Genomic DNA, 12,076 nt, shown 5'->3' on the forward strand with positions numbered 1-12,076 from the left:
AGCCCCGGGGGGCCTGGCGCAAATCGACCAACTGCCCGCAGCTCCCCGCCCCTCACCCGCTACTCGCCCAGGCCCGCCCGCTCCGGGCCCACCCGCTACCGGCCCTCGAACCTCCGGCTCGCCTGACGCAGGATCCCGGCTCAGCCACCACCCACCCCCGGCCCACCCACCACTCACCCACCACCCGCCGTCAGTCGCTGAGCGAGCCGGAGTCGACCACCCCACCGAGGCGCGCCCGCCCGCCCCGCCCGCCCCGGCCCACCCACCACCCGCCCGTCAGCCGCTAAGCCGGCCCGGCGTGCTGGCGAGGCGCGATCGCGCCCGTCGGCGCCGGATGCGGACGCAGCCTACGGTTGCCCGCGAACTCCGCCTGGCCACCCGTCTTTCCGGGCCGCTCGCTCGCTTCTCACCCGTGCTGGAGCGAGGCGTGTCAAGGGTGGCCCGCAGGGCCATCGCCGAAGGCGACGCGTAGCGCCAGCGGAGCGCCCTTTACTCGCCTCGTGGAAGCACGACACTGGCCAAGAAGCGAGTGGCCCCAACGGTCACTTTTCTCCGCACTCGAACCAGACCGTCTTGCCACCCTCGGCCCACGGAGTAACGCCCCACTTGCCGACCACGACATCGAGCAGCGCCAGTCCGCGTCCGCTCTCCGACTCCAGGTCCAACTCACCCGGTGCCGACGGCAGTTGGGGGTAACAGTCGGTCACCTCCACCCGTACTCCGGCCGTCTGCCGCAACACCAGCAGTGAGCAGCGGCGGTCCGGGACATGCCGTACGACGTTGGTGACCAGCTCGCTCACGCCCAGCTCCAGGGCGTCGGTGAGATGCGCGAGCTCCCAGTCGTCCAGCAGCGAGCGGACGATGCGGCGGATGTGCCGTACCGAGTGGTCGCTGACGGTGAGGCTCATGCGGTAGTGGGGGAAGTGGTAGTTCACGGTACGAGACTGACGTCGCGCGACTACGCTGGGCTACGGAACGGATACAACCGGTCCCGCTGTGGGCCGAGTTGCGCGAGAGGGGACCGTGCGTGACCCACATCAACGTCCTCGACCCGGGCGCCTCGCCGCTCGACTACTACGGCTTCGAGCTGCGCCGGCACCGGGAGGCGGCGGGGCTGACACAGAAGCAGCTCGGAGACATCATCAACTACACGGGGTCGCTTGTCGGCCAGATCGAGACGGCCCGGAAACTGCCGACGCCGGAGTTCAGCGAGCGGGCCGATGTGGCGCTGGGGACGGGCGGGTTGCTGTCCCGGCTCGTCACGCTGGTGATGCGGAGCCAACTTCCGGCGTGGTTCCAGCAGGTGGCGGAGCTCCAGGCGCGGGCCGCGGAGATCTATTCCTTCGAGACGCACATGGTGCATGGTCTCCTGCAGACCAAGGCGTACGCGCGGGCGGTGCTCGGAGTGCTCGACCAGGCCAACCTCGACGATCGCACGGCCGTCCGGCTGGCCAGGCAGAGCATCTTCGAGAGGGTGGAGCCGCCGATCTTCTGGCTGGTCCTGAGCGAGGGTGCGCTGTACCAGGAAATCGGCGGCTCTCAAGCCATGCGGGAGCAACTGGCTCACCTGTTGTCCTTCGAGGACAATGCCCGAGTCAACATTCAGATCCTGCCGTACTCCGCGGGAGCCCACGTGGGTCTGCAAGGCTCGTTCGACCTCTACCGCTTCGCGAGCGACCCAAGCATCGTCTACACGGAGGGTTATGGCAGCGGGCATCCGACCGCCAATCCGGACACCGTCAAAGACTGCTCGCTCCGTTACGATCATCTCCAAGCCGCCGCGCTCTCCCTCAAGGAGTCGGCGGAGCTGATCCGGCGCGTGATGGAGGACCGCTATGGAGATCAACTGGCGTAAGTCCAGCTACAGCGGCGACCAGGGGGGCAATTGCGTGGAGGTCGCCGAACTCCCTGGTGCCGCCGTAGCCGTACGCGACTCGAAGAACCCCAAAGGCCCGATCCTCGCCTTCGAGCCCGCCACCTTCACCGCATTCCTGACCTGGACCTCTACAGGCGCTGAATAATCGTCCCGGTGGCCAAGGCGCCGCCCGCGCACATCGTGATGAGCGCGAACTCCTTGTCCCGGCGCTCCAGTTCGTGCAGGGCCGTCGTGATCAGTCGGGCTCCGGTCGCCCCGACCGGGTGCCCGAGGGCGATTCCACCGCCGTTGACGTTGACCTTCGTCAGGTCCTGCTCGAAGACCTGAGCCCAGCTCAACACCACGGAGGCGAAGGCCTCGTTGATCTCGACGAGGTCGATGTCCTTCAGGGACATCCCGGCCTTGCCCAGCACGGCCTTGGTCGCGTCGATCGGTCCGTCCAGGTGGAAGTGCGGGTTGGCTCCGACCAGCGCCTGGGCGACGATCCGAGCCCGGGGCCGAAGCTTCAGCGCCCGCGCCATCCGCTTGGACGCCCACATGATCGCGGCCGCTCCGTCGGAGATCTGCGACGAGTTGCCCGCCGTGTGCACGGCCGTCGGCATGACCGGCTTCAGTCCGGCCAGCGCCTCCATCGACGTGTCCCGGAGTCCCTCGTCCTTGTCGACGAGCCGCCACATGCCCTGCCCTGCGTGCTGTTCCTCTTCCGTGGTGGGCACCTGGACGGCGAACGTCTCCTTCTTGAAGCGCTCCTCGGACCAGGCGACGGCCGCTCGCTCCTGAGAGAGGAGGCCGAGGGAGTCGACGTTCTCGCGGGTGAGGCCGCGGTGCCGGGCGATGCGCTCGGCCGCCTCGAACTGGTTGGGGAGGTCGACGTTCCACTCGTCGGGGAACGGCTTGCCCGGGCCGTGCTTGGAGCCGGAGCCGAGTGGCACCCGGGACATCGCCTCGACACCGCAGCTGATCCCGATGTCGATGACCCCGGCGGCGATCATGTTGGCGGTCATGTGCGAGGCCTGCTGCGAGGACCCGCACTGGCAGTCGACGGTCGTCGCGGCGGTCTCGTACGGCAGCCCCATGGTCAGCCAGGCCGTACGGGCGGGGTTCATCGACTGCTCGCCGGCATGGGTCACCGTGCCGCCGACGATCTGCTCGACGCAGTCGGCGGGGATGCCGGTGCGGCCGAGGAGTTCACGGTAGGTCTCGCCCAGGAGGTAGGCGGGATGGAGGTTGGCGAGCGCGCCGCCGCGCTTGCCGATGGGGGTGCGTACGGCTTCGACGATCACGGGTTCCGCGGCCATGGGGGAGGTCCTTCCTCGGTCAACCCGCGCGGCGCAGGGGCGTCCCGGCCCGGCCCGCCACGCAGAACTAGTACGCGTTCTAGTTCTGCTTGAAGTCTGCTGACAGAGCGTCCATCGCCGCAAGGGTCGTGCACCCTCCGAAGTTGCGATCTGCACGACTCCTGCACGCAATTGGGTGCGCCGGATGTCTTGCGACTTGTAGAACCCGTTACTACCTTCGCGGCAATCCTCAATTCCTGATGGACCGTCAGAATGACGGGAGTCGCCGATGCCCTCCTGCCCCGCGCTGCCCGACGGGTTCGACTTCACCGACCCCGACCTGCTGCACCACCGCGTCCCCCTCCCGGAGTTCGCCGAGCTGCGCCGGGCGGAACCGGTCCGCTGGATCCCGCAGCCGCACGGCCTGGCCGGGTTCGCCGACGACGGCTACTGGGCCGTGACCCGGCACGCGGACGTCAAGTACGTCTCCACGCACCCGGAGATCTTCTCCTCCTACCTCAACACCGCGATCATCCGCTTCGGCGAGCACATCGAGCGCGACGCGATCGACGCGCAGCGGCTGATCCTGCTCAACATGGACCCGCCCGAGCACACCAGGGTCCGCCAGATCGTGCAGCGCGGCTTCACGCCACGGGCCATCCGGGCCCTGGAGGAGCGCCTGCGCGCCCGCGCCCATGCGATAGTCCAGGGCGCCCTCGCCCAGTCCGGGCCCTTCGACTTCGTCACCCAGGTCGCCTGCGAACTGCCGCTCCAGGCCATCGCCGAGCTGATCGGCGTGCCGCAGGAGGACCGGGCCAAGATCTTCGACTGGTCCAACAAGATGATCTCGTACGACGATCCCGAGTACGCGATCACCGAGGAGGTCGGCGCCGAGTCGGCCACCGAGATCATCGCCTACGCGATGAACATGGCCGCCGAGCGCAAGCAGTGCCCGGCCCATGACATCGTCTCGACGCTGGTGGCGGCCGAGGACGAGGGCAACCTCAACTCGGACGAGTTCGGCTTCTTCGTGCTGATGCTGGCGGTCGCGGGCAACGAGACCACGCGCAACGCCACCACGCACGGCATGCATGCCTTCCTCACCCACCCCGAGCAGTGGGAGCTCTACAAGCGCGAGCGCCCGTCGACCACCGCCGAGGAGATCGTCCGCTGGGGCACCCCAGTCAACTCCTTCCAGCGCACCGCCGCTCAGGACACGGAGCTGGGCGGCAAGCAGATCCGCAAGGGCGACCGCGTCGGCCTCTTCTACGCCTCCGCCAACCACGACCCCGAGGTCTTCGACGCCCCCGACACCTTCGACATCACCCGTGACCCCAACCCCCACCTCGGCTTCGGCGGAGGCGGCCCGCACTACTGCCTGGGCAAGTCCCTGGCCGTCCTGGAGATTGATCTGATCTTCAACGCGATCGCCGACGCGATGCCGGGTCTCCGCCTGGCCGGAGACCCCCGCCGGCTGCGCTCCGCGTGGATCAACGGCGTCAAGGAACTCCGGGTCACCGCGGACTGACCCCTGAACTCGGGCCGACGGCTCCCGGCGCCGCCGGCCCGTCCCGAGGGAGGCAGGTGCACCCCTTTCCCTACGCCCCGGCCCCTGCCTCCCCCGCGATCACTCCCTTCCGGAAGCCACCACCGCCAGGACCCCCGACACCAGTGCCGCGATGAGCAGGGCGATCCACAGGCGGTGGTGGAGCACCAGCCAGGCGCCCAGTGCGGCGCCCGCGACCATGGCGATCACGGCGGCGATGCGGCGTGCGGCCCGGCGCTCGGTGTTGCTGCCGAGCGGGGACTCGGCGACCAGGCCGGTGAGGGTCATGGTCAGGACCGTGGTCGTCAGGTCGGGCACGCCCAGCTTGCGTACGGTCGCGTTGCGCAGGCCCATCGCGAAGGCGGTGAGGGCGATGAGCGTGTACGCGGTGCCGCTGCGGTCCGGCATGACGAAGGCGGCCGCGGCCGCCACGCCCACCAGCGCCGCCTCCACGGCGAGCGTGATCCGCGTCCGCGTCCGCTGCGATCCACCGGACCACAGCGTGAGCCGACCGCCCACCGTCGCGCCCGCCAGGAAACAGCCCAGCGAGGTGACCGTGTGTGCCGCCGAGAAGGCCGGCGCACCGGCCGCGGCGAAGCCGAGGACCACCACGTTGCCGGTCATGTTGGCCGTGAAGACATGCCCGAGACCGAGAAAGCTCACCGCGTCGATCAGGCCGCTCACCACCGTCAGCACCAGCAGCACCAGCAGCAGACGCACTCCGCGCGCCTCCGGGTCGGGCGTCCGCGCGTCCGTCGCGTCCGTCGTCATGGGTCCTCCGGTCGGCCGGACGGGCAGGGTGGTGCCCAGTCAGTCCACCACGGGACCCACGCCCGCACATGCGCGCGCACCCCCGCCCGGTACAGGGCGAGGGTGCGGATGCGGATGCTGAATGAGGGGGGGCTCAGTACCAGCTGTTGGCCTGCCAGAAGTTCCAGGCGTCGACCGGGCTGCCGTAGCGGGAGTTCATGTAGTCCAGGCCCCACTTGATCTGGGTGGCCGGGTTGGTCTTCCAGTCGGCGCCCGCGGAGGCCATCTTCGAGCCGGGCAGGGCCTGGACCAGGCCGTACGCGCCGGAGGAGGCGTTGGTCGCGGAGACGTTCCAGCCGCTCTCATGCTCGACGATCTTGCTGAACGCGTTGTACTGCGCGGCGTCCGGAATCATCTTGTGCGCGATCGCCTGGGCGTCGGAAGGCGAGGCAGTGGTGGCGGCCTGGGCGGGAGCCGAGGTCAGCACCATGCCGGTCGTGGCGGCGGCCAGAGCGGCAGCGGTGAGAGCCTTCTTCGGGGAAGCGATGCGGCGGATGAAAGAGACGGACACGGAAAACCTCTTCGTCGGGGACAAGGGGCCGCCGTAGGCCGCCACCGTCACCGTGTGGTGCGCGGTCGGGCCGTACGTCGGCGCCGCGACCCTGGGGGGTTCGTGGCGCCTTGCGACGTCGTCCAGAGAAGCAGGCCCGAATCGCGTCCGCAATGACCCCTTTTACTAGTTGTGGCCGCATCGGGGGGAAACGCCGCTTGTGTGGCGTGGGTCTCAATGTGCAGGTCGGATGGGGTGCGCTGTCGGGCATATCGGACAAGTCGTCCTACGGTCGAGCATCGTAGGTGACCTGCGTCATGTGGGGTGCTTCACCGCCCCGCCGACGGTCCGCGCACACGCCCTCACGCAGGGGTCACCGGGTCGGCGGGTCGAATGTGACCGCGGTCTCGAAGGCGGCCCGGCGGGTGGCCCGGCGCAGTGCCCTCAGGAGCGCCGGGCCGAGCGTCAGGGTCAGTACGACCGTGCAGATGGCCCGGCCCAGGTCCCAGCCGAGGGACGTGGCCAGGCAGTACGCGACGAAGCGGGCCAGGTTCGCGGGGACCGCGGCGTGCGGGTCGAAGGCGATGCCCGAGGCGAGGGCGCCCATGAAGGGCCAGCCCGCGAGATTCATGACCGTGCCGTAGGCGAAGGCGGCGAGGAAGCCGTAGAGGGAGAGCAGCGCGAGCTCGCCGCGGCCGCGCAGCCGGTCCGGCCCCGGGAGCAGCCCGGCGCCCATGGTGAACCACCCCATGGCGAGCATCTGGAACGGCATCCAGGGGCCCACCCCGCCCGTGAGCAGCGCCGACGCGAACATGGTGACCGAGCCCAGGACGAAACCGAACCCCGGGCCGAGGACCCGTCCACTGAGCACCATCAGAAAGAACATGGGCTCGATCCCGGCGGTGCCCGCGCCGATCGGCCGCAGCGCCGCCCCGGTCGCCGCCAGCACCCCCAGCATGGCGACGGCCTTCGCCCCGAGCCCCGACTCGGAGAGCGTCGCGGCCACCACCGCGACCAGCAGGATCAGCAGACCGGCGAAGAGCCAGGGCGCGTCCTGGGCATGGGCGCTGAGCTGCGAGGTGGGCGGCGCGAGGAACGGCCACCCGAAGGCGACGACCCCGACCGCGCCGACCAGGGCGAGGGCGGTGGTGGAGCGGGGGCCGAGGCGGATCGGCCGGGCCTGCGGGGTCATGCCAGTGCCTCCCGTACCTGGGCGGCCGTGAGCCACTGCTGCGGGGCCAGGATCTTGGTGACCTGGGGCGCGAAGGACGGGGACGAGACCACGATGTCGGCCGTGGGGCCGTCGGCGATGACCTCCCCCTCTGCGAGCAGGACGACCCGGTGGGCGATCTCGGCCGCCAACTCCACGTCGTGCGTGGCCAGCACGATCGCATGCCCCTCGGCGGCGAGCCCGCGCAACACGGTGACCAGGCGCGCCTTCGCCGCGTAGTCCAGACCACGGGTCGGCTCGTCCAGGAGGAGCAGCGGAGGGCGGGCGGTGAGTACGACGGCCAGGGCGAGCGCGAGCCGCTGGCCCTCGGAGAGATCGCGCGGGTGGGTGTCGTCACCGATGCCGGGCAGCAGACCGGAGACCAGCGCACGGCACGTGCCGGGCTCGGCCTGCGCGTCCCGGTCGGCGGCCGCGCACTCGGCGGCGACCGTGTCCGCGTACAGCAGATCGCGGGGCTCCTGCGGCACCAGGCCGACGCGGCGGACCAGCTCGGGGGGAGCGGTGCGGTGGGGGACGGCGCCACCCACCCGGACCGATCCGGCCGACGGTTCGACGAGCCCGACGAGCGCGCTCAGCAGCGTGGACTTCCCGGCGCCGTTGCGTCCCATGAGGGCGACCGTCTCGCCGGGAGCGACACCGAGGTCCACATGCCGCAGCGCGTCGACGCGGCCGCGCCGCACAGCGAGCGAGCCGACCTCGGCGACCTGCGGGGACGCGGCCTCGGGGGCGCGCCGGCGCAGGAACCGGCGGGGGGCGGGGACACGGGGCGCGACCACGGTGGCGGCCGCCGCTGTTGCTGTTGCTGTCGCTGTCGTGTGCGGCGCCTCCCGCCCGTTGAGCCGGTCCCGCAGCTCCCCGGCCCGGCGGCGCGCGTCCCGCACGGTCAGCGGCAGCGGGGACCAGCCCGCCAGCAGGCCCAGGTCCACCACCGGCGGGTACACCGGGGAGACAGCCATCACCTCGGCCGGACTGCCCAGGACCGGCGCGGCGCCCGGGGCGGGCAGCAGGGCGACCCGGTCGGCGTACTGGATCACCCGCTCCAGCCGGTGCTCGGCCATCAGGACGGTCGTACCCAGGTCATGGACGAGACGCTGGAGCACGGCCAGCACCTCCTCCGCGGCCGCCGGGTCGAGCGCCGAGGTCGGTTCGTCGAGAACCAGCACCCGGGGGTGCGGGGTGAGCACGGAGCCGATCGCGACGCGCTGGCGCTGGCCGCCGGAGAGGGTGGCGATGGGCCGGTCGCGCAGGTCGGCGAGGCCCAGCAGGTCGAGGGTCTCCTCGACCCGGCGCCGCATCACCTCCGGCGCGAGCCCCAACGACTCCATCCCGTAGGCGAGTTCGTCCTCGACCGTGTCCGTCACGAAGTGCGCGAGCGGATCCTGGCCCACCGTGCCGACCACGTCGGCGAGTTCGCGCGGCTTGTGCGTACGGGTGTCCCGGCCGGCGACCGTGACACGGCCGCGCAGAGTGCCGCCGGTGAAGTGCGGGACGAGCCCGCTGACCGCGCCGAGCACCGTGGACTTCCCGACACCGGACGGACCGACGAGCAGCACGAGTTCACCCTCGGGGACCTCGAAGTCCACGCCTTGGACGACGGGTTCGGCCGCCCCCTCGTACGTCACGGAGACATCCTCGAAGCGGATCACGACGGCTCCTTGGGGACGACGAAGGCGGGGAGCAGGGCGAGCAGCACCGCCGCCGCGGGCCACAGGGGAAGGGCGGGCGCGGTGAGCGGTACGACACCCGGGTGCAGGGCCTCCGGATCGCTCGCGGCCGCCAGGGCGAGCAGCGCGGCGACCGCGGCACCGGAACCGGCGACCAGCCAGGCGCGCAGGTCCCAGGGGTCGGGACGGTAGCGGGTGCGCAGGGTGCGGCGGCCACCGAGGCGCAGGCCCGCGAGGGCGGCGGCGACTCCGGCGAGCAGGACCGGCAGGCCGTACGTGCCGCCCTCGGCGGTCAGCAGTCCGTACGTTCCCGCGCAGACGCCCAGCAGACCGCCGAGGGTGAGCGCGGTGGTCGTACGGCGGACCGGGGCGGGGACGTCGGCGGTACGGCCGTAGCCGCGGGCGTCCATCGCGGCGGCCAGGCCGACCGAGCGCTCCAACGCGCCCTCCAGGACCGGGAGTCCGACCTGCAGCAGACCGCGTATGCCCCGGTCCGGGCGGCCGCGCAGCCGGCGGGCGGCACGCAGCCGCTGGACGTCGGCGACCAGGTTCGGGGCGAAGGTGAGGGCGACGACCACGGCCACGCCCATCTCGTACAGCGCGCCGGGCAGGGACTTCAGTAGGCGGGCCGGGTTGGCGAGGGCGTTCGCCGCGCCGACGCAGATCAGCAGCGTGGCCAGTTTCAGGCCGTCGTACAGCGCGAAGACGAGCGCCTCCGCCGTGACCTCGCCGCCGAGCCGGATGCCCTGCGCCAAGTGGGGGAGGGGGACTTCGGGGAGCGTGACGAGGACGTGGGTGCCTGGGATGGGGGAGCCGAGGAGCAGGGCGAAGGCGAGACGGATGAGGAGGACGGCGAGGGCGAGTTTGGCGAACGCGGAGTAGGAGCGGGACCAGGGGGCCGCGGTGCGGTGGGTGGCGACGACGTAGCCGGACGCGGCGATGAGGAGGGCGAGGAGGAGGGGGTTGGTGGTGCGGGTGGCGGCGGTGCCGAGGGCGAGGGACCACAGCCACCAGGCGCCGGGGTGCAGTGTGCCGCGGCGCCGGTGGCGGGGGGTGGGGACGCTCACCGGCGCCGGCGGGGTGCCTCCCCCAAGCTCTCGGCTTCGCTCGAGCAGGGGGGACCCCCATCGCCCACCCGTGCCGCTGGGGGTCGCCCCTGCTCGAAGAGCTTGGGGGAGGCACGACTGCCCGCGGCTGAAGCGGCTAGACATCCCTGCGGCGGCGCGTCTGCCACACCGCTGCCGCTCCCAGGAGTACGACCACACCCACCCCGGCCAGCAGTCCCACCGATGGGCCGTGATGGTCCGGTGTCGTCGGCTTCCCGGTGGCAGCTGTCGGCTTCTTCTGCGCACTCACCTGCTCCCCGCACCCCTTCACCGGATACCCCGAGATCGCGCACAGCAGGGCGTTGGTGTCGTAGCGGAGGGGCTTGGCGACCGTTGCCAGGGCCTCTGCCGTTGTCGCGTCGGGGGACACACGGGCGCAGGCCGTGCGGCGGGCGGGTGGGGTCTCGCCGGACGGGGCGTCCGTGGGGGTACCGAAGTCGATGACGAGCGCCACCCGCTTCTTTCCCTTGGCGGCGGGCGTCCCGGCGCAGATCGTGTCGAAGTCCGCCGTGCCGCGCGGACGGGTGGCGTCGGCGGAGTCCTCGCTCACCGCGAAGCGGAAGCCCTGCACGTCCCCGTCGACGGGACGGGCCGTCGACGGGCCCTGGGTGGCGTAGGTCCAGCGGTGGCCGTCGCGCTCCCAGAAGGACCAGTAGCGGTAGCCGACGGCCTCTGCCTGAGCCGCGGACGCCCACAGGACGAGCGCGGCCAGCAGCAGTGGCACGGCACGGCGGACGGCGGTCACGGCTGCTGCTGCTTCCTGCGGCTGCTGATCAGGAAGCCGACGCCTGTGCCCGCGACCAGACCGGTGCCGACGATCCACCAGACGCCGTAGCCCGAGTCGGACTTGTCGGACTTCGCGGCCTCGTATCCGGTGGGCTTCTTGACCAACTGCGGGGCCGGCCCGGTCGTGTTGAGCGCCTGCACGAGGTTCGTACCGCCGAAGCTGAACGGGCTCTTGCCCATGGCGTGCGCGGCGAGGATCAGCTCGGCGTAGGCCGCCGGGCCGCTCTGCTTCGCCCAGGAAAGGGCGTTCTTCTCCAGCCAGGCGTACGGCTTCTCCGCCTCCGTCTTCCAGCCCCGCGCGGCGAGCGCGACGACCGCGTCGGCGGTGTTGCCGTAGTCGGGCTGGTCCTTGGCGCCGGGGAGCGCCGACTTGAGGTGGTCGTCGTTGCGGAGGAGCGTCACCGCCAGGTACGCGGCGCCGTTGCCCGACACTCCGCCCGCCGTGAGCGGCTTGTCCTTGGCGCACTGCCCGTAGTCGGCCTGCCTGTCCACGGCCGTCGCCACGAACCCCTTGCCGAGGGCGCCCAGCACCCCGGCCGCCGTTGCGTCCGCGTTGGCCGCCAGCTCGCCCTTCTTGTCCGGCTGATAGGCGAGCGCGCCGCCGGCCTTGGCGTCACAGGGGAGGGACATCTTCGCCAGCAGGTCGTACGGCGACTTGCCGCCCGTGCGGACGCCGGCGGGGTCCTCGCCCGCCGCCGCGAGGGCGCCGATGACGACGGACGTGGAGTTCGTGTCGCTGGCCCCGTGCGGGGTGTATCCCCAGCCGCCGTCCTTGTTCTGCTGCGACTTCAGCCAGTCCACCGCCTTGCGGATCGCACCGTCGTGCCCGCCGACCGCCTTGAGGGCCTGTGCGGCGGCGGCCGTGCTGTTGGTGTCGACCATGACGCCGCTGTCGCAGGCCTTGGCCGGGTCGGCGCGGAAGGCGGCGAACGCGCCGTTCGCGCACTGCTGCCCGGCCAGCCAGTCCACGGCCTTGGCCGCGGGCGTCACATCCACCGCCCGCTGGGCGATCATCGCCAGCGACTGGCGCCAGACGCCGTCGTACTTCGGGTCCGCGGTGCCGTACAGGCCGGACGGGAGGGCCGTCGACGGGGACGCGGATGCAGACGGGTCGGCGGCTGTGGCGGGCGTGGCCGTGCCGATCACGGCGACGGCTCCCAGCACCGCGGCACTGCGGCGTACGTTCATGGTCGGCGGGTGCCTCTCCCTGCGGGGAGTCGGGCAGCACGGGACACCCCGGGCGGCTCGGCTCCGTATACCTCGACGGTGCCGTGCGCGGGCGGACCCCGG

At 71.7% G+C, this 12,076-nt stretch carries 12 protein-coding genes; 3 read left to right on the forward strand and 9 right to left on the reverse strand.

What is annotated here, in order from left to right:
• Positions 1 to 542: 542 nt before the first annotated feature.
• Positions 543 to 908: an ATP-binding protein gene (locus ACFY1J_RS03605; RefSeq protein ID WP_390706952.1), complete on the reverse strand. Its 366-nt coding sequence runs from the start codon at positions 906 to 908 to the stop codon at positions 543 to 545.
• Positions 909 to 1,027: 119 nt separating this feature from the next.
• Between ACFY1J_RS03605 and ACFY1J_RS03610 the strand changes: the two genes are divergently transcribed.
• Both ACFY1J_RS03610 and ACFY1J_RS03615 read left to right on the forward strand, forming a co-directional pair.
• Entirely contained in the window at positions 1,028 to 1,855 is an 828-nt protein-coding gene (locus ACFY1J_RS03610; RefSeq protein WP_390706330.1) for a helix-turn-helix domain-containing protein, read from the forward strand.
• Positions 1,836 to 2,021: a DUF397 domain-containing protein gene (locus ACFY1J_RS03615; protein WP_390706329.1), complete on the forward strand. Its 186-nt coding sequence runs from the start codon at positions 1,836 to 1,838 to the stop codon at positions 2,019 to 2,021. The genes ACFY1J_RS03610 and ACFY1J_RS03615 overlap by 20 nt, the downstream gene beginning before the upstream one ends.
• On the opposite strand, the gene ACFY1J_RS03620 is transcribed toward ACFY1J_RS03615, so the two are convergent.
• Complete coding sequence (locus ACFY1J_RS03620) at positions 2,005 to 3,174, reverse strand: steroid 3-ketoacyl-CoA thiolase (protein WP_390706328.1); 1,170 nt, start codon at positions 3,172 to 3,174, stop codon at positions 2,005 to 2,007. The two genes, ACFY1J_RS03615 and ACFY1J_RS03620, sit on opposite strands and share 17 nt — an antisense overlap.
• Positions 3,175 to 3,442: 268 nt before the next feature.
• Between ACFY1J_RS03620 and ACFY1J_RS03625 the strand changes: the two genes are divergently transcribed.
• Positions 3,443 to 4,681: a cytochrome P450 gene (locus ACFY1J_RS03625; RefSeq protein ID WP_390706327.1), complete on the forward strand. Its 1,239-nt coding sequence runs from the start codon at positions 3,443 to 3,445 to the stop codon at positions 4,679 to 4,681.
• 99 nt (positions 4,682 to 4,780) lie between these two features.
• On the opposite strand, the gene ACFY1J_RS03630 is transcribed toward ACFY1J_RS03625, so the two are convergent.
• The 7 genes from ACFY1J_RS03630 to ACFY1J_RS03660 all read right to left on the reverse strand — a co-directional run bounded on the left by ACFY1J_RS03630 (position 4,781) and on the right by ACFY1J_RS03660 (position 11,974).
• Positions 4,781 to 5,470, reverse strand: a complete 690-nt coding sequence (locus tag ACFY1J_RS03630; RefSeq protein WP_390706326.1) for a YoaK family protein — start codon at positions 5,468 to 5,470, stop codon at positions 4,781 to 4,783.
• Positions 5,471 to 5,603: 133 nt separating this feature from the next.
• The gene (locus ACFY1J_RS03635) at positions 5,604 to 6,020 is read right to left on the reverse strand and encodes a transglycosylase SLT domain-containing protein (RefSeq protein ID WP_263208240.1); all 417 of its coding nucleotides are present in this window, start codon (positions 6,018 to 6,020) and stop codon (positions 5,604 to 5,606) included.
• Between the two features lie 352 nt (positions 6,021 to 6,372).
• A complete protein-coding gene (locus ACFY1J_RS03640; protein WP_390706325.1) occupies positions 6,373 to 7,191 on the reverse strand; it encodes an ECF transporter S component in 819 nt (272 codons plus the stop codon).
• Positions 7,188 to 8,876, reverse strand: a complete 1,689-nt coding sequence (locus tag ACFY1J_RS03645) for an ABC transporter ATP-binding protein (RefSeq protein ID WP_390730509.1) — start codon at positions 8,874 to 8,876, stop codon at positions 7,188 to 7,190. Before ACFY1J_RS03645 ends, ACFY1J_RS03640 begins: the two co-directional genes overlap by 4 nt.
• Complete coding sequence (locus ACFY1J_RS03650) at positions 8,873 to 9,961, reverse strand: CbiQ family ECF transporter T component (RefSeq protein ID WP_390730510.1); 1,089 nt, start codon at positions 9,959 to 9,961, stop codon at positions 8,873 to 8,875. The genes ACFY1J_RS03645 and ACFY1J_RS03650 overlap by 4 nt, the downstream gene beginning before the upstream one ends.
• A gap of 136 nt (positions 9,962 to 10,097) precedes the next feature.
• Positions 10,098 to 10,745, reverse strand: a complete 648-nt coding sequence (locus ACFY1J_RS03655; protein WP_390706322.1) for an SCO2322 family protein — start codon at positions 10,743 to 10,745, stop codon at positions 10,098 to 10,100.
• A complete protein-coding gene (locus tag ACFY1J_RS03660; RefSeq protein ID WP_390706321.1) occupies positions 10,742 to 11,974 on the reverse strand; it encodes a prenyltransferase/squalene oxidase repeat-containing protein in 1,233 nt (410 codons plus the stop codon). The genes ACFY1J_RS03655 and ACFY1J_RS03660 overlap by 4 nt, the downstream gene beginning before the upstream one ends.
• Positions 11,975 to 12,076 lie beyond the last annotated feature (102 nt).

Origin of the sequence: Streptomyces sp. NPDC001406, assembly GCF_042895285.1 — a bacterium.
In the GTDB taxonomy this organism is placed as follows: Bacteria; Actinomycetota; Actinomycetes; order Streptomycetales; family Streptomycetaceae; genus Streptomyces.